Below are 19,307 nucleotides of genomic sequence, written 5' to 3' on the forward strand. Positions count from 1 at the left end.
CAAAATTGCCGAAACCCGACAATTTTGACCTTCGGGACAAACGCCAGCGGCCTGGCCGCAACCCGAAAACGGGGGAAGAAATCCCGATCACGGCTCGCCGTGTGGTCACCTTTCGTCCAGGGCAGAAGTTGAAGGCCCGAGTTGAGGCTTATGCTGGAACCAAGTCATAACGACGAGCTTCCCGTCATCCCAGGCAAACGCTACTTCACCATCGGTGAAGTCAGCGAGCTGTGTGCGGTGAAACCGCACGTGCTGCGTTACTGGGAGCAGGAGTTTCCTCAGCTGAACCCCGTCAAGCGGCGCGGAAACCGCCGGTATTATCAGCGCCAGGACGTGCTGATGATCCGGCAGATCCGCGCACTCCTTTACGACCAAGGCTTCACCATCGGCGGTGCGCGTCTACGTTTGTCCGGCGATGAAGCCAAAGACGACACCACGCAGTACAAACAGATGATCCGCCAGATGATCGCCGAGCTTGAAGATGTACTGGTGGTGCTCAAGCAATAAATTCCTGCTTTTAAATACTTCCAGTTTTCAAAAGCTTGCGATATATTCTTGAGCGTTCCTCGAGAAGGGGAACGAGATTCACGCCTAGTCGGGGCGTAGCGCAGTCCGGTAGCGCACTAGCATGGGGTGCTAGGGGTCGAGTGTTCGAATCACTCCGTCCCGACCATATTTTTCAATGACTTAGCCGAACTTTCACCAGTTCGGCTTTTTCATGCGCAGGGACTTTTGCGTGACCGCGTAAAAACCCCGCAAAATGCCCCTCGTTTTTCCCACTACCCCAACCAAGCTCAGTGCAGCGTCACCACCTTGCGGCTTTCTCCGATCCTGATTCGGTCCAAGGCACGGTTCAGCGCATCCAAGGCATCCAGCAGGGCTTTCGCCTCAGCTTCCCGGCCGTCCCCCCAGAGACGCTCAGCCATCTTGTTCAAGGCCTGGATAGAGCGTTCAATTTCGGCAGCGGTCGCTGCTTTGCTTTCCGGATGTTTCTTTGGCATTGATACAACTCTGTATGCAGGAGGGTGTCTGGAGCAGTCTATCTTAGCCCCACGCAGGAGGGAGACTGCTGCTTCCGGGGGGCATAAGGCTTGAGCCCGGCCGGGTGACGAAACGAAGAATGAAGACGATGAAAGAACATACCTACCAACTGCTGGAAGTCGCCGATGGCAAGCCGATCAAACTGTGGACGGAGGGTGTCCCGGTGGAGGAGGAGGCGCGACGGCAACTGCTCAACACCGCAAGGATGCCCTTCATTTTCAAGCATCTGGCCGTGATGCCGGATGTCCACCTGGGCAAGGGCTCGACCATCGGCAGTGTGATTCCCACGGTCGGCGCGATCATTCCGGCGGCGGTCGGGGTAGATATCGGTTGCGGCATGATCGCCGCGCGCACCTCGCTGACGGCCGCCGATCTGCCGGACAACCTGCACGGCCTGCGCAATGCCATCGAGCAAGCAGTCCCCCACGGCAGAACCCTGACCCGATCGAGACGCGACAAAGGGGCCTGGGATCAGGTTCCGCAACAGGCAGACCAGACCTGGGCGGCGTTGTTTCCACGGTTCAAGGTGATTACCGACAAGTACCCGAAGCTGGCCGGTACCAATAACCGTCACCACCTCGGCACGCTGGGCAGCGGCAATCACTTCATTGAAGTGTGTCTGGATGAGGCCGACCGGGTCTGGTTCATGCTGCACAGCGGTTCGCGCGGGGTGGGTAATGCCATCGGCAATCTGTTCATCCAGATGGCACAGGCGGACATGCGTCAGCACATCGCCAACCTGCCGGATCGTGATCTGGCGTACTTCGAGGAAGGCAGTCGGCACTTTGACGATTACGTGGAGGCGGTGGGTTGGGCGCAGGACTTCGCCCGGCAGAATCGCGCCATGATGATGGATGCGGTGATCCGTGCGACCCGGAAAATCATCCGCAAGCCGTTTGAGGTGGCCCTGGAAGCGGTGAACTGCCATCACAACTATGTGCAGAAGGAACGGCATTTCGGTGAAGACGTACTGATCACCCGCAAGGGTGCAGTGTCGGCAAAGAAGGGGGAGTTGGGCATCATCCCCGGGTCGATGGGGGCCAAGAGCTTTATCGTGCGCGGTCTGGGCAACGAAGAGTCGTTCTGCTCCTGCAGCCACGGCGCAGGCCGCATCATGAGTCGAACCAAGGCCAAGAACACGTTTACCGTCGCGGATCAGATTCGCGCCACCGCTCATGTCGAGTGCCGTAAGGATGCGGACGTGATCGACGAGATTCCAATGGCCTACAAGGACATCGACACTGTCATGCACGCGCAGCGTGAGCTGGTGGAAGTGCTGCACACGTTGCGTCAGGTGGTGTGCGTAAAGGGATAGCGGCTGACCGTTCAGTTTGCATACAAAGTGCCACCAGACGGCAAACTGCTGGCCCCCGGATGATGTCCGTATCGGCAAACTCACCTTTTTTCAAAAGGTTAGGTTGGCTATATGCGGACGATTGTCATCACCGTTGCAACGCTTTCCCTGGCTGCCCTCGCGCTCGGGGCTCAAGCGAAAGAACTGAGCAAGAGTCATCGTTTTGCATGCGTCTGGGGCTCGGACATCGCCGCAGGGGCGCAGCAATCGAAACTGTCGGGGATTTCCCTGTATGGCGCGCGCAAACGCTTGCAGGTCCGCAAGTTCCAGCAGCCCTGGATGCGGATGACCGCCATGGGCATCACCGAGCAGACCTACAACAGCACCTCCCGCCTCAAGCCGGCGGCGGTCAAGCAGACCTATTACGAGCAATGCGTGCGGCATGAGCTGGCGCAACGCTGAACACAAGGCCCGCCCTCAGGGGGCGGGCTTTTTCATGTCTGACGCCTGTGAAACGTCACTTGTCGCTTTCGCAGTTGACCATCCACGACACGCCGAAACGGTCCGTCAGCATGCCGAAGCGTGCGGCCCAGAAGGTCGCGTCCAGCGGCATATCGATACGTCCGTCCTTGGCCAGCGCGTTGAAGACCCGTTCCGCCTCGGCAACGCTGTCGACGTTCAGGGACACCGAGCAGCCGCTCATGCCCGGGGTCGGGCGATCCGGGGTGGTGTCCGAGGCCATGAGCATCTGGTCGCCGACCTTCAGGCAGGTATGGATGATCAGGTGGTGATGTTCTTTGGGCACGTGTTCGGCGGCAGGCGTCTCGCCGAATGACATCATCGCTTCAAGCTTGCCTTGCAGGCATTGCTCGTAAAACGTGAAGGCGGCGCGGCAGTCGCCGTTGAAGATCAGGTAAGGGTTGATTTTCATGGTGGTGCTCCCGGAAGTTGAAACGCGGGCGGCGGTGATTGTTCACCCGGCAGCGCGTTCGACGCTTGAACCTTAGCAAAGCCTTGGACATCGGGAGCGGCAGTGTCTTTCAAGATGTTTTGCGCATGGACGGCGTCGGGCTTATCCCGGAAACGTTCAGTCCACGATCACCCGTTCATCTTCGTCGCTCAGGCACACGGTCAGTTGCTGCCCCTCCTTGTCGAACGCGCAATGCGGCAGCGAGCGTTGCTTGGCGACCATCAGTGGCACGCTGATGAAGAGGATCGATAGCAGAATCGCCACCCCGCTGCGGGCAATCACTTTGAATCGGGAGAGTGAGGGGGCGCCGCGCGAGCGCAGAAACGCGCCCAGCAGCAAGAATCCCACGCCGATGAGCATGGCGATTTTGATTTCCTGCGGGCTGGTGCTGTAGATGAGGTTGTCGGAATCTTCAGGGTAGTTCACCAGCCACCAGGCACCGATGGTCAGCGGCAGAAGCCCGGCGCCGATGCAGGCGACGGTCGAGCCGGGCAGGCGCAGCAGCATGGCCAGCAGCAGCCCTGACGTTGCGACCAGCCAGCCGGTAGCGAACAGTTGCCCACCCATGCCGCCCATGAAGGTGCCGGTGACGTCGATGGGCGTGATCAGGCTCCAGTCATAAAAGGCGATGTGCGCCATCAGGGCAAGCAGGGCGAGCCAGCAGATCGGATAGTAAAGCCATAGGGCATTCGGGCGGGGCAGCACACGCAGTCCTTTTCGTGATTTTGGGGGCGGCAGTATGCCAAGCCGGGCTTCAGGAGTCCCGGGCGTTTTGTCCTGCCGCCGATCCGGCGACCTGTGCCGCCGGCTTGCTTTGCATCAAGGCATCGATGGCCTTGCGGTAGTTCTGCCCGCCCAGCGCCATGCTGTTGTTGTGCGTGCCGCCTGGCACGAGCAACAGCCGTTTGGGCTGCCGGGCGGCGGCGAACAGCTGCTCGCTGAACCGGGGCGGCACGAACGCGTCCGCCTGACCGTGAACCACCAGCAGCGGCATGTGGATGTCGGCGATCTTGTCGATGGAGTCGAACTTCTGCGACAGCACCCAACGTACCGGCAATGAAGTGCCGGCCACGGCAGCGGTGACATCCGCCAGCGACGTGAAGGTGGACTCGACGACCAATCCGCGGACCGGCAAAGGCGTGTGATCCCTGGCTGCGTTGCGGCCCAGTTCGGCAGCCAGGTCGATGGCCACCGCGCCGCCCAGCGAATGCCCGTAGATCAGGCGCTTGTTCGGGTCGGGCTGCAGCAGTTGAAAGCGTTCCCAGGCCACTCGGGCATCTTCATAGACGCTGCTTTCCGAAGGCAGGTCGCCCAGGCTTTTGCCGAAGCCCCGGTAGTCGATCGCCAGCACCGAGTAGCCTGCGGCCCGCAGTTGTTCGATGCGGAACAGTTGTCCGGTCAGGTTCCAGCGGACGCCGTGCAGATAGAGGATCGCCGGTGCATTGGCCCGCTCCGCCGGCCACCACCAGGCATGGATGCTCTGCCCGGCCTTGAAGCGCTTCGGCTGCAGGTCGAGTTCCTGCACGCTGTCGGGCAGGCCGTGATACCAGCCGGCCGTGCCTGGCTCGATGCGGAACAGCAGCTTGCGTTCGGCGTGCCCGAGCACAGTGCAGCTTGCCGGCAGGCCGATGATCAGGGCGGCCAGGCAGGCGAACAGCAGGCGAGGGCGTCGCAGGCGCGTCATGAAGGCAAGGGGCATTAAACGTTTCACCGGGGTGCGGACAAAGAACGCTTTGTACCAGATGCCTTGATCCGTGCGCGAGAATTTCGACCACCGAGCACCTGCGACGATTGCAAAATGCTTCGCGGCTCAAGCCACCTTCAAGACGATCTTGCCGATGTGGTCGCCGGTCTCCATGTGTGCGTGGGCCAGGTGCGCTTCGGTGAGCGGGTAGACCTTGTCGATGATCGGCACGCAGCGCCCGGCCGCGAGCATCGGCCAGAGGTGCTCGCACAATTGTCCGGCGATGGTTGCTTTCTCTTCGCCGGTGCGGGCGCGCAACAGGGAGCCGGTGACCACCGCGCGTTTGGCGAGGATCGCCAGCAGGTCGACGTCGTTGGCCCGGGCGCCGCCGAGGAAACCGAGCATGACCAGCCGTCCGTCCATCGCCAGCGCCTGAAGGTTAGCGTTGAGGTACGAACCGCCCATGATGTCGAGGATCACGTCGACGCCCTGGCCAGCGGTCTTTTCGGCGATGACGGCAGGGAAGTCCTGCTCGCGGTAATGGATCGGCTCACCGCCCAGGTCGCGGATCGCCGTGCACTTGTCGGCGCTGCCGGCGGTGGCGAAGGCTTCGATGCCCAGCTCGCGGCAGAGCATCAGCGCGGTGGTGCCGATGCCGCTGGTGCCGCCGTGGATCAGCACCCGCTGGCCCCGGCGCGCACCGCCGAGGCCGAACAGGTTGGCCCAGACCGTAAAGAACGTTTCCGGGATCGCCGCCGCCTGCACCCAGTCCAGGCCCTCGGGAACCGGCAGCGTCTGGCCCGCAGGCACGGCGCAGAATTCGGCGTAGCCGCCGCCGTTGGTCAGGGCGCAGACCTTGTCGCCGATGGCGAAGGTGTCGACACCGGCACCGAGCGCGACGACTTCCCCGGATATTTCCAGTCCGGGAATCGGGTTCATTCCTGGCCTCATCGGATACAGGCCGGCCCGCTGCAGGGCATCCGGGCGGTTGATGCCGGCGGCATGCACTCGGATCAGCACTTCGCCTTCCGCTGCGGCCGGCAACGGCACGCGTCTGGGTTGCAGGACCTCCGGGCCTCCGGAGCGGGTTATCTCGATTCGGGTCATTTCAGTGGGCAGGGTCATGTCCGGCGCCTCGCAAGGATTGGGGGGATGGATAAAAGGTGTCGCTCAACTCAGGCAGCGCTGGCGCCCAATGGAGGATGGCAAGCGTCGCGCGGCCAGCTCCAGCAGCAGCGCCACCGCCAATGCGCCGCCGGCCGTCAGGAACAGCAACACATGGTTGCCTCCGCTGGCATTGAACAGCGCCGATGACGCGAATCCGGCCAGCGCCTGAAAAGTGGCAAACGAAACGGTGGCGCGGCTCCAGGCGGTCTGTTGAAGGTCGTGCCCCGGCACCAGTTCATGCACCCTTGCGAGCGCCAGCGGCACGATGCCGGGCGGGAACGATCCGAGGAGCACGGCCAGCGAAGCCAGGGCGACGACCGAATGGCTGACGCTCAACAGCCCGAGCGTGATGGCCTGGACCGCCAGCACCAGGCGAATGCCCGTGCGTGCGCCGAGGCGGTCGGCCAGGAACCCGTGGCTCACCGGGCCGAGGATTGCGCCCAGGCCGTACATGATCCAGACGAACGCGCCGGCAGGGGCCCCGGCCCCGAGTCCGCGGGCCACGTAGTCCACCAGGAACACCATGGCCGGCACCAGCCCGGCGGCCATGAACGCGTATTGGGCAAACAGCAGGTAGACACCTTTGGGCAGCGGGGCGGCTGGCGACGCCTCGGCGCTCCCCGTGCCGCAGGACGAGGGTTCGGACGGCCAGCCAAACCAGCTCAAGGCCGTGAGCAGCAGCGACAAGGCTCCAAGCCCCAGCCAGGTCGCTTGCAGGCCCAGGCCCAGAAGGGGCGGCACAATCGTTCCCGATCCTGCGATGCCGAGGCCGATGCCGAGAAAGATCGCACCGCTGGCCAGTCCTTTGCGTTCTGCCGGCACATGGGGCAGGACAGTGGCGGCCACCAGAACCATGATCGCGCCGCCGGCGATTCCCGACAGCAGGCGCCAGCCGAAGTACCAGCCCACCGACAGCGGGAACGCACAGGCAAAGAATGCCAGGCTGACCGCCAGCATCATCAGCCGCAGCGCGTTGCGGTTGGTCAGGCGGCGCGCCATGGGTCGTCCCGACAGTGCGCCGATCAGATAACCCACCAGATTGGCCGCACCGAGACCGACCGCGTCATTGGCTGAAAACCAATGCGCCCGGATCAGTTCCGGAATCAGCGGGGTGTAGGCGAAGCGCGCCAGGCCGATGCCGACCAGGCTGGCGCAGAGTCCGGCCAGGACCGGCCATTGCAGGCGGTTGTCGCGGGCACCGGGCAGGGAATTCGAAGAGCGCATTGCGGCGTTCCTTGTGAAGGTTTATGGCGCCCAGCATATCGACTATGGTTGCTGCGCATGTGCAGCGATTTTGTTGATAGGTGATGCATTTATGCATCCAAGGGGCAAGGTATGAACTGGGATGATGCAAAGGTGTTTCTGGCGGTTTGCCGGGAATCGACCTTGCGTGGCGCGGCGCGAACCCTGGGCGTTGATCAGGCCACGGTGGGACGGCGCGTCACGGCGCTCGAGAAGTCATTGGGCGCTACGCTTTTCCTGCGCACCTCCGAAGGTTTCGCCTTGACGACGCTGGGGGAGGCGGCGCTCCTGTCCGTGGAGAAGATGGAGCGCTCGGCGCTGGACCTGCAGCGTCGGATACAGGGGCTGGACGACCGGTTGAGCGGCGATGTCCGGGTCAGCACCACCGATTCCCTGGCCATCGATTTTCTGATTCCGGCCATCGCCCGTTTGCATGAGCGCCATCCGGACGTGCGCGTGCAACTGGACGCCACCACGCAGTTCCTCAGCCTGGCCAAACGCGAAGTGGACATCGCCGTGCGCAACGCCCGACCGGACGATCCTGATCTCATTGCACGGCGCATTGCGCGCTGGCCGGTGGGGCTGTTCGCTTCGCAGGCTTATGTCGATGCCCGTGGAGTGCCGTCGCCGGGTTCCGGGTTCGAGGGTCATGACCTGGTGGTGTATCAGCCCTATGTGAAGGCCGGTAAGGAGTTGACGCTGGTGTCCGAGCCGGTGGGCCGTGGTCGGGTCGTGGCGGGCCTGAGCTCCAGTCTGTTGGTGCGGCGTTCGATTGCCGCCGGAATCGGTGTAGGAGAAATTCCCGTCTATATGGGGGAGCGGGACGGATTGGTCCGGCTCTGGCCGGAGCGAACGCGGCCGCAGGCCTACGAAGTGTGGCTGGTGACCCATGCGGATCTGCGCCACACGGCGCGGGTCAGGGCGGTGATCGAGCAGATCGTGGACGCGTTTGCGTCGGAGAACGGGTAACGCGGAGGTGCTTTGTGCGCAGCCCTGGCAAAGCTACGTCGGGTGGCGACATTGCCTACATTAATGGCGGAATTCGCCGGCTTGTGGGTTTTCTGGACGGACTCTATCGTTTTCCAGACCTCGGACGAGGCAAGCGACTCGTCCTGAAGTGATCAATCAGGGACGAATTGATAGCCGCAGAGGTGTGGAATTGATTGCAAGGGAAATCAGCCCGTTTCAGGAATGTGACATGCCCAGAACCACCGACAAGACCGACTCCATGAACCACGTCACCCGAGAAGAGTTCAACGCCCGGATCGAGACCATCGAAGTCAGGATGGATGCCCGAATCGAATCCATGTCCGCGAAACTGGATGAGTTCGTCGCGGTTCAGGCCGAGCGGGACAAGGCGTTCCTGGAGCGCGAAAGGGCCCGGGAGGAAAACCGCCAGGAGCGTGAACGGGTTCAGGAAAAGGCGCGGTTGGAACGGGAACGAGCCTGGGAACGGGCACGGTTAAGATGGGAGCGATCCCAGGAAAGGGCTCGGCTGGAACGAGAGGCGGCACAGGAAAAGGCTCGGCTGGAACGGGAGGCGGCACAAGAAAAGGCTCGGCAGGAACGGGAGGCGGCGCAGGAAACGTCTCGGCAGGAACGGGAGGCAGCACAGGTAAGGGCCCGTCTGGAACGGGAAAGCTCACAGGAGCGGGCGCGGCAGGATCGAGAGAAGGCGCGGGAGGTCGCGCAGCAGGAGCGAGACAAGGCGCAGTTGGAGCGCGACAAGGCTCAACTGGAACGGGACAAACGCTTCGAACTCATCGCCGAGCAGACGCTCAAGGCTGCCGAAGGGGCCCAGGAAGCGGCAAGGCAAGTGATCAGTTTCAGAACCAGCTACTGGGCAGGGGTTGCCGTTCAGTTTTTGGCGGGGGTGGCCATTCTGGTGGGGGCCATCTACACCAACCAGGCCAACGTGATGGTCGCGATACAGACGACCCTGGCGGCGGTTCAGTCGGTCAAGGAGGCCAGCGCACCGGTGCCGGTTGCCGTGCCGGTCACCCTGGAGCAATGAAAACGGCCTTCAAATGAAGGCCGTTTTGGCGTTGAACGTTTGCCTCAAGGCATTTGCGGCAACTCTTGGGGCCTCAAGTCAAACACCAGCACTTCGGCATCGACACCGTTGCTCAAGGTCAGTGCCTGCTCTTCACGAACCCGTACGCCGTCGCCTTCCTGCAACTGCATGCCGTTGAGCTCAATGCTGCCACGAGCGACATGCACATAAGCATAGCGGTTGGCAGACAGTTCCAGTGTGGCGCTTTCCCGACCGTCGAACAGTCCGGCAAACACCCGTGCATCCTGGCGAACCTTCAGCGAACCGTCGGCGCCGTCCGGCGAGATGATCAGTTGCAGCCGGCCGCGTTTTTTCTGCGGGCTGAAGTGCTCCTGCTGATACCGGGGTTTGGCGCCGCTGACGTCCGGCACGATCCAGATCTGCAGAAAGTGCACAGGTTTGCTCGCCGAATGGTTGAACTCGCTGTGGGCCACGCCGCTGCCGGCGCTCATCAACTGCACGTCGCCGGGGCGGATCACCGATCCGGTGCCGAGGGTGTCCTTGTGTTCCAGTGCGCCTTCGAGCACGTAGGAGAAAATCTCCATGTCGCGGTGCGGGTGTTGGCCGAAGCCTTTGCCGGCGGCGACGCGGTCGTCGTTGATCACCAGCAGGTCAGAGAAACCCTGCTCGCGGGGGTCACGGTAGCTGGCGAAGGAAAAGGTGTGGAACGACTTCAACCAGCCATGGTTGGCGAGCCCGCGGTCGGAAGCTTTGCGAAGGGTCAGCATGATGGAATCTCCTGTCGGGACGTTGATTCGTCCGCTTGAGGAGAAGATTAATGTTTACCGAAACGAGCAATAAGTAGGTGAAAATTGAAATACTGTCCCGTTCAAGTTGACAGTTTTGTGCTGCGGATCACGGCTTCTATTAGGCCGCTCGTGGTGTACTGCGGCAAAATGCGGCAACTTATGCCGAATCATAGATTTCAGTGATGTGTCTCCCATGAAAAGCGTGGCAATGGTGCTGTTTCCCGAGTTTCTCCTGCTGGACATGGCAGGCCCCCTCGAAGTGTTTTCGGTGGCCAACCGCTACCTGAAGCCCCAGGACCATTATCGGTTGACCACCTTGGGCACCGAGCGCGGGGCGTTGCGTGCATCCAATGGCGTCTTGATGCACACCGACCGGTGCATCGAGGACGACAACGAACGTTATGACCTGCTGCTGGTGCCGGGCGGCCCCGGCGCCTACAACGAGAAGCTGCCGTCGCTGTTGACCTGGCTGAGGGGGGCGGTGGGGCGGGCAGGGTGTTACGGCTCCATCTGCACCGGCGCGTTCGTGCTCGGCCATGCCGGCTTGATTGACGGCTACCGCGTGACCACCCATTGGAACTACACCGAGCGACTGATCAAGGGCTTCCCCAAGGCCATCGTCGCGACCGACCGGATCTACGTCGAGGACCGCAACCTGATCACCTCCGGCGGGGTCACCGCCGGCATCGATCTGGCCTTGGCGGTGGTCGCCCGGGATCACGGCAAGAAGCTCGCCCAGGACGTGGCCAAGGTGCTGCTGGTGGTGATGAAGCGCCAGGGCGGGCAGGCTCAGTTCAGTCCGTTGATGGCAGCGGTGGCCCCCCAGGAGACGCCGGTCACCCGGGTGCAGAACCATGTGCTGGAACACCTGGACGAAGCCTTCAGCGTCGAACGGATGGCCGGTCTGGCGAACATGAGCACTCGGCATTTCGCCCGGGTGTTTGCCAGGGAGGTCAACATGACCCCCATGGAGTTCCTGCAGAACGCGCGCATCGATTGCGCACGCAATCTGCTGGAGACCAGTGACCTGCCGCTGAAGACCGTGGCCTTCAAGAGCGGCTTCGGCAGCGTGCGCCACATGCGCCTGCTGTTTGGCGAAAAGCTTGGCCTGACGCCGTTGCAGTACCGCGAACAGTTCAGCTAGGGCGCTTCTGTCCGTCACGGGCACCCGGATGTCCGTGCTGAGCCCTGCGTCGCGGTTGTGCCGTCATCGAGGCCTGCCAAGATAGGGGGCATGAACAGCTCCAACGATTTGAACTCGGCATCGGTCCTGCGGTTCGGCCCGTATGCCTTTCACCTGCGCCAGCGGCTGATCCTCGAAGGGGATCGGCAGTTGCGCATGGGCGGCCGTGCGCTGGACATCCTGCAAGTGCTGGTCGAGCGCGCCGGTCGGGTGGTCAGCAAGGAGCAACTGATTGCGTTGGTGTGGCCGACGTCGGTGGTCGAGGACATCAACCTGCGGGTGCACATCGCGGCGTTGCGCCGGGCGCTGGGGGACGGCGAGAACGGCCAGCGTTACATCGTGAACGTGCCGCAGAGCGGTTACAGCTTCGTCGCCCCGGTGCAGGGCGACAGCGTTGCGCAGGTGGTGTTCGAAAGCCTGCAGGCGCCTCAGCACAATCTGCCTGCGCGGCTGACGCCGGTGACCGGTCGTGACTCGCTGGTGGGCGGCATGGTGCGACAACTGCCGCTGTGCCGTCTGATGACGGTGACGGGGTCTGCCGGCGTCGGCAAGTCCACCGTGGCCCTGCGTGTGGCGGAGCTGTTGCTGCAACACTTCAGTGACGGGGTCTGGCGGGTGGACCTGTCGCTGATCGACGACACCACACCCTTGCTCGAACACCTGCTGCGAACCCTCGAAACCGATTACCCCACGCTGATGTCTCGCCATGCCCTGCTGGTGCTGGACAACGGCGACCACCTGCGCGAAGCCTGCCGCAACGTGGTGGAGAATCTGCTGGCGGCGGGCCCGCGTCTGTCGATCCTCGTCACCAGCCGCGAAGCGCTGCAGGTCAACCTTGAGACCGTGCAGCAAGTGCCGCCGTTGGCCGTCCCCGGCGCTTCGGCCTGCGGCTGCGTCGATGAAGCCATGGCGTTTTCGGCGGTGCAGTTGCTGGTCAGCCGTGCCCGGGCGCGACAGCATGGCTTCCATCTGCGAGAGCAGGATCTTGCGGCCGTGCGCGAGATCTGCCGGCGGCTCGACGGCTTGCCGCTGGCGATCGAACTGGCGGCCGCGCAAATCGATGCGCTGGCCTTGGTCGGATTGCAGGCACAGTTGGACAACGGTCTGCAATTGCTGAGTTTCGGCCGGCGCACCGCGGTGCCGCGCCATCAGTCCATGACCGCCGCGCTGGACTGGGGCTGCCGGCACCTGAGCGATCAGGAGCGGCGCGTGCTGCAACGCCTGTCGGTGTTCAAGACCGCGTTCACCCTGGATGCGGCGATGGCCGTGATCAGCTGCGCGCAAATGCCGCCGTCGATGCTGGCGGCGGTGGTCGAACGGTTGGCGGCCAAGTCGCTGCTGGCGGTGGAGCGGGGCAGTGGGGTCGTGCGCTACCGGATGTTCAACACCACCCGTCGCTACGTCAGCGAGCAGTTGGCGCACAGTGGCGAGTCGGCTGACCTCGAACGGCGCCATGCTCGTTACCTGGGGCGCACGCGAGAGGGGTCAGGACGCCGCTTGACCGCGCAGCTCGTCCAGCAGTAGGCGCACCTTGCGCAGGTCCGGTGTCGCATAGCCTTCGGTGAAGCGACGGTAGATCGGGCTCAGCAGATCCAGCGCCTCGCGAAAGCGCGCCTGACGCTGCCACAGCAGGGCCAGCGAAGTGGCGCTGCGCAGCTCCCAGGCCAGCGCGCCTTGGGACCGGGCGATGTCCAGCGCTTGCAGCAGAATGGCTTCGGCCGTTTCAGCCTTGGCCGTGTCTGTCTCGACGCCATCGCCAGCAGGCTGGCTCCCACCGGGTCGGGCATGCACCGATCCCCTGTGGGAGCGAGCCTGCTCGCGATGGCGTCCGTCCAGCCGCAGCGGCTCTCCAGGCAACAGCTGCTCGGCCCGTGCCCGCAGAATCTCCGCCGTGCTCCAGCCCGCCGCACCGTTCTGCGCACGCTCCAGCAGGGCGTCGTCGATGAAGCCGCTGTCGAGCGTCACCATGATTTCCCGCACCAGTCCGCTGTCGGCCGGCGGCACGGCAACGGCAGTGTCGGCGTCGATCACCTGCGCGTACTGCCGGGCCCAGGTATGGAACAGCAGCACCGAATGCTTCTGTGCCTGTTCGTGCAGCAGTTGCAGGAGGGCGCGGGCGTTCTGCCGGTCGCCGTTGTAGTGGGCGATGAGGCAAGTGGCGAGGGCCAGGGTGTAGCAGATCGACGTGCCGTGATCGATCTGGATGGCGATGTCCAGCGCCTGCCGGGCCGTGCGCCAGGCCTGCTCGGGAAAGCCCTGCAGCCAGAGCACCCGGGCAAGCACCGTCAGCGATGCGACGCTCTGGTCGTACTGCACGCCGAAGCCATGGGTGAAGCGGTTGCGGTGGCCGCTGTGGGCCATGCGCTGGATCACCTGTTCGGCGTGGATCCGGGCCATGGGCTGGTCACCCGCGTAATGCAGCGCGAGCACCCGCAGCCGATGCGTGCTCAACGACAATTGCGGATCGCCGTGCAGGCCCAGGCTTTCGAACTGCTCGCTTTGCTCCAGCGCCAGCCGGTAATGGCCGCAACTGAGATTGACCGCCATGTGCCCGGACACGGCACGCAGTTGTCCGGCCATGTCGTCGTGCGTCCGGGCGAGCTCATGGGCGCTGACGAAGGCTTCGATGGTCTCCGGCGTACCGCCGAAGGTGTGGTAGCAAGCGCTGCCGAGCGCCAGTTTCAGGGCGATTTCCAGGCGCGGGAAGGGGGTGTCGCAGGACGCGAGCAGCGCCAGTGCCCGGCGCACATGGGTGCCGTACTCCTTCAGGAGCGACAGTTCCTGCCACAGCGGCGCCGATGTCGCCGCCAGGCGTATGCCCAGTTCCCGCGGGCCCTTTCCGTTCAGCGCCCAGTCCAGTGCGGCGCGCAGGTCTTCGAGGCCACGGGCGTAGCGTTCGATCCACAGGGCGGTGGGCGTGTTTTCCCAGTCGCTCTGGGCCTGATGCATCAGGGCCAGGCAGCGTTCGGCGTGGCGTTCGCGGGTCTGGTCGAGTTCCCGGGCGTGGTCGAGCTTCTCCAGCGCATAGCGGCGGGTGGTGTCGAGCAGGCGATAGAACACCTCTTCATCGCCGACCTCGACGCTGAGCAGCGACTTGGCCACCAGTTGCGTGACCGAGGCGAACACATGGGCAGGCTCGATGTGCCGGCCGACGATCACGGCCGCTGCCGATTCCAGGGTAAAGCCGCCGCGGAACACGCCGAGGCGGCGCAGGCAGGCCTGTTCGCAGCCGTTGAGCAGGTTGAAGCTCCAGTCCAGCGTGGCCCGCAGGGTCCGGTGCCGATCCCGGCCGATCCGCTCCCCGGTCGGCAAACGGCCTTGCAACTGCGTCAGCAGGCCTTGGAGCCCCAGCCCGGCGACTTGCGCCGCCGCCAGCTCCAGCGCCAGCGGAATGCCGTCCAGCCGACGGCAGATTTCGATGGCCAGCGGCAGGTCGGCATCGCCCAGTTCGAAGCTGTCGTGGCCGGCCATCGCCCGTTCGGCGAACAGTTGCAGTGCGGAAAACTTCATGGCCTGCGCAAGGTCGGGCACGGCGATCGGCGGCGGGCAGTCGAGGGATTCCAGGCGCTGCACGAACTCGCCTTCGATCCGCAGGCTTTCGCGGCTGGTGGCCAGGATGTGCACCTGGGGCGCACCGCGCAGGATGCCTTCGCTGAGCAGGGCCACGGCGTCGATCAGATGCTCGCAGTTGTCGATCACCAGCAGCATGTGCCGGTCGCGCAGGCAGGCGGTCAACCGGCTCAGCGGGTCGTTGTCGTGCAGCGACAGGTCCAGCAGGCCGGCCAGGTGCGAGCCGATCAGGTGCGGCTCATTGATCGGCGCAAGGTCCAGCAGGCGGATGCCGTCCCGGTAGCGTCCGATCAGTTGTTCGGCGACGCGCAGGGCGACCGTGGTCTTGCCGATCCCGCCGGGGCCCACCAGGGTGATGCAGCGCTGGCGCGGCAGTTGGGTCATCAGGCTGTCGACCAGCGTCTGGCGGCCGATCATCCGCGTGCGGCGCAGCGGCAGGTTGTGCCGGCCGGTGGCGCCCGGCGAGGGGGCATGGTCGATGGCCTGCAGCACGACCGGCGCGACGAAGCTGTAGCCGCGCTGGGCCACGGTGACGATGTAGCGCTGCCCGGCCTGACCGTCGCCCAGCGCCTTGCGCAGGGCCGCCATGTGCACCCGCAGGTTGATGTCTTCCACCACGCTGTCGGGCCAGACGCCGGCGATCAGCCGCTGCTTGCTCACCACCTCGCCGGCGTGGGCCAGCAGGATCAGCAGGATGTCCAGCGCACGCCGGCCCAGGCGCAACGGCTGGTCGCCTTCGAGCACCAGCCGCTGGCCGGGGTGGATCCGATAGGGGCCGAAACCGATGGCCTGATCCGGGGAAAGACTCAACCGCTCACTCCTGTGCCGCTTTCTTGTGATGCTGTCCGGACGCGTCCAGGGAGACGCGACGGGCAGGGCGGGTGGCGACCGGCAGGTCATGCCGGCCGTCTAGTCCGCCGTTTCCAGGCATATTCCCCATGATTGCCCGCGAGCGCAATGTGCTGGCGAAGGGCTCCGGTAGCGATCCGGGGTCGCACCCACTGTATTTAAAGGCTGAAACCTGCACCGGCCCGCCCGACGACCGGAAAAAATTAACAACGATTAACTCGTCCCGGACCGGCCTCGCCCCAACACTGCGGGCAAAGGAATGCATACGTCCGGAGGACGCTGCGATGAGCGAAGTGGTGGTGGTCTATCACAGTGGCTACGGGCACACCCGGGTCATGGCCGAAGCGGTGGCCTCGGGGGTCGCGCGCCACTCGGGCAGCACCTGCCGGCTGATCGCCGTGGAAGACGTCGACGCACATTGGGAATGGCTGCACCGCGCCGATGCGATCGTTTTCGGCGCGCCGACCTACATGGGCGGCGTGTCGGCGGCGTTCAAGCAGTTCATGGAGGCCACGGCCGCGTTCTATCTGGCCAGACCCTGGCGCGACAAGCTGGCGGCGGGCTTCACCAACTCCGGCAGCCTGTGCGGCGACAAGCTCGGCACCCTCCAGCAAATGGCCGTGTTCGCCGCGCAGCACTCGATGATCTGGGTGGGGCTGGATCTGTTGCCGGCGCGGTCGTGCGAAGGGTCGTTCGACGGGCAGTTGAACCGGCTCGGCGGCTCGTTGGGCGCCATGTCCCAATCCTGCGTCGAGCGGCCGCCCGAGCAGGTGCCGCCGGTGGAGGACCGCCGCACCGCCGCCCACCTGGGCGAGCGCGTGGCGCGTCTGGCTCAGCGCATGGCGCCGTGTTGAGCCGGGCTCAGAGCCCCTTCACCACCCGGCAGCGCCAGGCGAACGGATTGATCCCTTCGCTGCGGGTGAAAATGTGGCAGAAATGCGCCTGATCGCAGAAGCCGCATTCGAGGCTGATCTGGGTCAGGCTCAGGTCGGTGTGCTGGATCAGCAGCTTGGCCCGGGCGATGCGCTGGGCGCGGATCCAGTCCTGGGGCGCGAGCCCGGTGCTGCATTTGAAGGCGCGGGAAAAGTGGCTGCGCGACAGCGAACAGGCGCGGGCCAGTTCGGTGACTTCAAGGCTTTGGTCCAGGCGTTCGAGGATCAACTGCTTGACCAGCCGTTCCCGTTGCGGGCTGAGGCCGCCGGTGTGGGGTTTGTGCGCATCGCCGGCAGGGGCGCGGGCGAGCGTTTGCTGTGAGTGAGCCATGGCCAGAATCCGTGTCGGGGGGGGGGGGGGAACGCACGGTCAGCGCCTTCCCTCAGGTCGAAAAACAACGCTGCGCAGTGGGATTCATTGTTCGGCGGCGGGGCGAAGGCTGACGAGTTAAACGTTGTTAATTCCGCCGCAAACGCGCATGGCCCGTCACCGTCGTTCGGGTAAAGTGCGCAGCACTTGCGCCTGACCCCATAAGGAAAACACGTCCATGAACCGTAACGATCTGCGCCGCGTCGACATGAACCTGCTGGTGATCTTCGAAGCGCTGATGTTCGAAAGGAACCTGACCCGCGTCGCCGAAAAGCTGTTCATGGGCCAACCGGCGGTGAGTGCGGCGCTGGGACGCCTGCGGGACCTGTTCGACGACCCGTTGCTGCTGCGCAACGGCCGCGGCATGGAGCCGACCGCCCGGGCCCTGGCGATTCTTGACGAGCTGCAGCCGGCTATGGACGTGATCAGCGGCGCGGTCAGCCGCGCCAAGGCCTTCGACCCGGCCACCAGTTGCGACGTGTTCCGCATCGGGATGTCGGACGATGCCGAGTTCGGCCTGTTTCCGCCGCTGCTGCGCCAGTTGCAGGAAGAGGCGCCGGGGATTGTGGTGGTGGTTCGCCGCGCCAACTACCTGTTGATGCCGACGCTGCTGGCCTCCGGGGAAATCTCCGTGGGCGTGAGCTACACCACGGACCTGCCGGCCAACGCCAAGCGCAAGAAACTGCGCGACATCCCCTGCAAGGTGCTGCGCGGCGACGACCGTCCGGGGCCGCTGACCTTGGACGAGTACTGCGCGCGGCCCCATGCGATGGTGTCGTTCTCGGGCGATCTGAGCGGCAACATCGACCTGGATCTGGCCAAGGTCGGTCGCACCCGCCGGGTGGTGCTGGGCGTGCCGCAGTTCAGCGGCTTGCGCGCCTTGCTGGCCGGCACCGAGATGATCGCCACCGTGCCCGACTACGCGGCGTGCGCGCTGGTGGAAGGGTGTGCGCTGCGGGCCGAGGATCCGCCGTTCCCCATCGACGCGGCGCAACTGTCGATGGCGTGGAGCGGGGTGCATGACAACGATCCGGCGGAACGCTGGCTCCGGTCGCGGATCAACCAGTTCATGTCGGCGGAGCTGGACATTCCGGTGGTGTAGGTGGCCCGGCCTGGGCACTTCAGGATTCCATCTCGGTCAAGCCGAATTGTCGGACTGCCGCTCATCGGAAACCCGCCCACCCCTGTCAGATATGACAGTAGCCACTGCCCCCGCCCCGGCTTCAAATGACCCCGTCGCCCACCCGCACCGGAGTCACCGCCATGCTCATCCAGCCCCTGCGCACCGTCGCCCCCCTGGCCCTGCGCGAACCCGAGATCCCCGGCCGCACCGAGCCCCAGCTGCCGGACGGCTCCTGGGGCATCAACTGCGCCGCCGCGAAGGACAACTTCCCCGACAAGGGCATGAAGGTGCACGTCCTGGAGTGGAGCGGGATGCAGGTTGGCGACTCCGTCGTAATAGACTTCGACAACGGCAAGGTGGACCAGCACACGATCACCCAGGCCAGCGAGGTCGGCCAGCGCGTCACCCTGTGGGTGCCGCCGGGGCGCATCACCAGCGGCGCGCACACCCTGAGCTACACCGTCACCCGCCTGAGCCAGGCGCCAGAGCCCTTCTCGCCGCCGGTCAGGCTCTACGTCAAGCTGGAGCTGCCCGGCGGCCAGGACCTGGATCCGGAAGAAGGCGCGCACTCGGAGCTGTACCAGTACATCGACCCCGAACTGGTCGCCGGCGGCATCGACAAGGACGCCGCCGCCCAGGGCGTCGACATCGTGATCAAGGCCAAGCCGGGCCGCCCGGCCAAGCCCGTCTACCCCAACATGGCCGTGGGCGACGTGGTGACCCTGAGCTGGGGCGGCGTGCTGGTGAGGTCGGCGCCGGTGACCCAGGCACAGGTCGATGACCCGGCCAACAACCCCCTCACCGTCCACGTCAGCCCGGCGGCGATCCTCGAGGCCGGCGACTCGGGCCCCGAGGGCCTGGCCGTGACCTTCACCCTGCATGACCTGGTCAACAACGCCGCCGAGGACTGGTGCCGGGAAACCCGCCTGGTGGTGGACACCGGCAGTTCGCGGCTGGAGGCGCCGATCGTCAAGCAGGCCAACGGCAACGTGCTGGACCTGGATACCCTCGGCGATGAAGACCTTGACCTTCAGGTGTGGGCCGACGCGACCAACTTCAAACTCAACGACGTCATCGTCA

The 19,307-nt window shown here is 64.6% G+C and carries 19 protein-coding genes, 1 tRNA gene and 1 pseudogene; 12 read left to right on the top strand and 9 right to left on the bottom strand.

Annotation, left to right across the window (positions count from 1 at the left end; all coding sequences use genetic code 11):
• From ACIP0B_RS23705 to ACIP0B_RS23715, 3 genes are all read left to right on the top strand, one after another.
• Nucleotides 1-170: HU family DNA-binding protein (locus ACIP0B_RS23705; RefSeq protein WP_400836549.1), on the top strand; the 170-nt coding region annotated here is incomplete at its 5' end.
• Nucleotides 151-507: a MerR family transcriptional regulator gene (locus tag ACIP0B_RS23710; protein WP_085577450.1), complete on the top strand. Its 357-nt coding sequence runs from the start codon at nt 151-153 to the stop codon at nt 505-507. The genes ACIP0B_RS23705 and ACIP0B_RS23710, both read left to right, overlap by 20 nt.
• 89 nt (nt 508-596) lie before the next feature.
• Nucleotides 597-673, top strand: a tRNA-Pro gene (locus ACIP0B_RS23715).
• Between the two features lie 121 nt (nt 674-794).
• On the opposite strand, the gene ACIP0B_RS23720 is transcribed toward ACIP0B_RS23715, so the two are convergent.
• On the bottom strand, nt 795-1,001 hold the full coding sequence (locus ACIP0B_RS23720) for a hypothetical protein (RefSeq protein WP_400836517.1): 207 nt from the start codon (nt 999-1,001) through the stop codon (nt 795-797).
• A gap of 128 nt (nt 1,002-1,129) precedes the next feature.
• On the opposite strand from ACIP0B_RS23720, the gene ACIP0B_RS23725 reads away from it, so the two are divergent.
• The gene (locus ACIP0B_RS23725) at nt 1,130-2,356 is read left to right on the top strand and encodes an RtcB family protein (protein ID WP_400836551.1); all 1,227 of its coding nucleotides are present in this window, start codon (nt 1,130-1,132) and stop codon (nt 2,354-2,356) included.
• Nucleotides 2,357-2,467: 111 nt separating this feature from the next.
• Complete coding sequence (locus ACIP0B_RS23730; protein ID WP_400836519.1) at nt 2,468-2,797, top strand: hypothetical protein; 330 nt, start codon at nt 2,468-2,470, stop codon at nt 2,795-2,797.
• A gap of 55 nt (nt 2,798-2,852) precedes the next feature.
• Here ACIP0B_RS23730 and ACIP0B_RS23735 read toward each other — a convergent pair whose 3' ends face one another.
• The 5 genes from ACIP0B_RS23735 to ACIP0B_RS23755 form a co-directional block, all read right to left on the bottom strand.
• Nucleotides 2,853-3,266 carry a VOC family protein gene (locus ACIP0B_RS23735; protein ID WP_400836521.1) on the bottom strand — a complete coding sequence of 138 codons (414 nt, stop codon included), beginning with the start codon at nt 3,264-3,266 and terminating at the stop codon, nt 2,853-2,855.
• Nucleotides 3,267-3,422: 156 nt separating this feature from the next.
• Complete coding sequence (locus tag ACIP0B_RS23740; protein WP_400836523.1) at nt 3,423-4,010, bottom strand: hypothetical protein; 588 nt, start codon at nt 4,008-4,010, stop codon at nt 3,423-3,425.
• A gap of 49 nt (nt 4,011-4,059) precedes the next feature.
• Complete coding sequence (locus ACIP0B_RS23745; protein WP_400836525.1) at nt 4,060-5,004, bottom strand: alpha/beta hydrolase; 945 nt, start codon at nt 5,002-5,004, stop codon at nt 4,060-4,062.
• A gap of 111 nt (nt 5,005-5,115) precedes the next feature.
• Nucleotides 5,116-6,114, bottom strand: a complete 999-nt coding sequence (locus ACIP0B_RS23750) for an NAD(P)H-quinone oxidoreductase (protein WP_400836527.1) — start codon at nt 6,112-6,114, stop codon at nt 5,116-5,118.
• Nucleotides 6,115-6,159: 45 nt separating this feature from the next.
• Nucleotides 6,160-7,380 carry a YbfB/YjiJ family MFS transporter gene (locus ACIP0B_RS23755; protein ID WP_400836529.1) on the bottom strand — a complete coding sequence of 407 codons (1,221 nt, stop codon included), beginning with the start codon at nt 7,378-7,380 and terminating at the stop codon, nt 6,160-6,162.
• A 111-nt stretch (nt 7,381-7,491) separates the two neighbouring features.
• Between ACIP0B_RS23755 and ACIP0B_RS23760 the strand changes: the two genes are divergently transcribed.
• On the top strand, nt 7,492-8,367 hold the full coding sequence (locus ACIP0B_RS23760; protein ID WP_400836531.1) for a LysR family transcriptional regulator: 876 nt from the start codon (nt 7,492-7,494) through the stop codon (nt 8,365-8,367).
• A gap of 229 nt (nt 8,368-8,596) precedes the next feature.
• Nucleotides 8,597-9,412, top strand: coding sequence for a hypothetical protein (locus ACIP0B_RS23765; protein WP_400836533.1), 816 nt, complete (start codon nt 8,597-8,599; stop codon nt 9,410-9,412).
• Nucleotides 9,413-9,456: 44 nt separating this feature from the next.
• Here ACIP0B_RS23765 and ACIP0B_RS23770 read toward each other — a convergent pair whose 3' ends face one another.
• Nucleotides 9,457-10,179: a pirin family protein gene (locus ACIP0B_RS23770; RefSeq protein ID WP_400836535.1), complete on the bottom strand. Its 723-nt coding sequence runs from the start codon at nt 10,177-10,179 to the stop codon at nt 9,457-9,459.
• 214 nt (nt 10,180-10,393) lie between these two features.
• Between ACIP0B_RS23770 and ACIP0B_RS23775 the strand changes: the two genes are divergently transcribed.
• Complete coding sequence (locus tag ACIP0B_RS23775) at nt 10,394-11,344, top strand: GlxA family transcriptional regulator (RefSeq protein ID WP_400836537.1); 951 nt, start codon at nt 10,394-10,396, stop codon at nt 11,342-11,344.
• 90 nt (nt 11,345-11,434) lie between these two features.
• A complete protein-coding gene (locus ACIP0B_RS23780) occupies nt 11,435-12,907 on the top strand; it encodes an ATP-binding protein (RefSeq protein WP_400836539.1) in 1,473 nt (490 codons plus the stop codon).
• Here the strand turns inward: ACIP0B_RS23780 and ACIP0B_RS23785 are convergent.
• Nucleotides 12,869-15,763 carry an ATP-binding protein gene (locus tag ACIP0B_RS23785; RefSeq protein ID WP_400836541.1) on the bottom strand — a complete coding sequence of 965 codons (2,895 nt, stop codon included), beginning with the start codon at nt 15,761-15,763 and terminating at the stop codon, nt 12,869-12,871. The genes ACIP0B_RS23780 and ACIP0B_RS23785 overlap by 39 nt on opposite strands.
• Before the next feature lie 323 nt (nt 15,764-16,086).
• On the opposite strand from ACIP0B_RS23785, the gene ACIP0B_RS23790 reads away from it, so the two are divergent.
• Nucleotides 16,087-16,656: a flavodoxin family protein gene (locus ACIP0B_RS23790; protein ID WP_400836543.1), complete on the top strand. Its 570-nt coding sequence runs from the start codon at nt 16,087-16,089 to the stop codon at nt 16,654-16,656.
• Nucleotides 16,657-16,663: 7 nt separating this feature from the next.
• Here ACIP0B_RS23790 and ACIP0B_RS23795 read toward each other — a convergent pair whose 3' ends face one another.
• Entirely contained in the window at nt 16,664-17,065 is a 402-nt protein-coding gene (locus ACIP0B_RS23795) for a helix-turn-helix domain-containing protein (protein ID WP_400836545.1), read from the bottom strand.
• A gap of 217 nt (nt 17,066-17,282) precedes the next feature.
• Here ACIP0B_RS23795 and ACIP0B_RS23800 point away from each other — a divergent pair, with 217 nt between their 5' ends.
• Both ACIP0B_RS23800 and ACIP0B_RS23805 read left to right on the top strand, forming a co-directional pair.
• On the top strand, nt 17,283-18,206 hold the full coding sequence (locus tag ACIP0B_RS23800) for a LysR substrate-binding domain-containing protein (protein WP_400836547.1): 924 nt from the start codon (nt 17,283-17,285) through the stop codon (nt 18,204-18,206).
• A 161-nt stretch (nt 18,207-18,367) separates the two neighbouring features.
• A pseudogene (locus ACIP0B_RS23805) lies at nt 18,368-19,307 on the top strand (hypothetical protein); the annotation flags it as partial.

This window comes from Pseudomonas sp. NPDC089534, from assembly GCF_044749305.1.
GTDB lineage: Bacteria > Pseudomonadota > Gammaproteobacteria > Pseudomonadales > Pseudomonadaceae > Aquipseudomonas > Aquipseudomonas ekonensis.

Bases quoted from the DNA above. Each gene is read 5' to 3' on its own strand.
- ACIP0B_RS23710 (WP_085577450.1), top strand. From the start codon at position 151: ATGCTGGAACCAAGTCATAACGACGAGCTTCCCGTCATCCCAGGCAAA.
- ACIP0B_RS23720 (WP_400836517.1), bottom strand. From the start codon at position 1,001: ATGCCAAAGAAACATCCGGAAAGCAAAGCAGCGACCGCTGCCGAAATT.
- ACIP0B_RS23725 (WP_400836551.1), top strand. From the start codon at position 1,130: ATGAAAGAACATACCTACCAACTGCTGGAAGTCGCCGATGGCAAGCCG.
- ACIP0B_RS23730 (WP_400836519.1), top strand. From the start codon at position 2,468: ATGCGGACGATTGTCATCACCGTTGCAACGCTTTCCCTGGCTGCCCTC.
- ACIP0B_RS23735 (WP_400836521.1), bottom strand. From the start codon at position 3,266: ATGAAAATCAACCCTTACCTGATCTTCAACGGCGACTGCCGCGCCGCC.
- ACIP0B_RS23745 (WP_400836525.1), bottom strand. From the start codon at position 5,004: ATGCCCCTTGCCTTCATGACGCGCCTGCGACGCCCTCGCCTGCTGTTC.
- ACIP0B_RS23750 (WP_400836527.1), bottom strand. From the start codon at position 6,114: ATGACCCTGCCCACTGAAATGACCCGAATCGAGATAACCCGCTCCGGA.
- ACIP0B_RS23755 (WP_400836529.1), bottom strand. From the start codon at position 7,380: ATGCGCTCTTCGAATTCCCTGCCCGGTGCCCGCGACAACCGCCTGCAA.
- ACIP0B_RS23760 (WP_400836531.1), top strand. From the start codon at position 7,492: ATGAACTGGGATGATGCAAAGGTGTTTCTGGCGGTTTGCCGGGAATCG.
- ACIP0B_RS23765 (WP_400836533.1), top strand. From the start codon at position 8,597: ATGCCCAGAACCACCGACAAGACCGACTCCATGAACCACGTCACCCGA.
- ACIP0B_RS23770 (WP_400836535.1), bottom strand. From the start codon at position 10,179: ATGCTGACCCTTCGCAAAGCTTCCGACCGCGGGCTCGCCAACCATGGC.
- ACIP0B_RS23775 (WP_400836537.1), top strand. From the start codon at position 10,394: ATGAAAAGCGTGGCAATGGTGCTGTTTCCCGAGTTTCTCCTGCTGGAC.
- ACIP0B_RS23780 (WP_400836539.1), top strand. From the start codon at position 11,435: ATGAACAGCTCCAACGATTTGAACTCGGCATCGGTCCTGCGGTTCGGC.
- ACIP0B_RS23790 (WP_400836543.1), top strand. From the start codon at position 16,087: ATGAGCGAAGTGGTGGTGGTCTATCACAGTGGCTACGGGCACACCCGG.
- ACIP0B_RS23795 (WP_400836545.1), bottom strand. From the start codon at position 17,065: ATGGCTCACTCACAGCAAACGCTCGCCCGCGCCCCTGCCGGCGATGCG.
- ACIP0B_RS23800 (WP_400836547.1), top strand. From the start codon at position 17,283: ATGAACCGTAACGATCTGCGCCGCGTCGACATGAACCTGCTGGTGATC.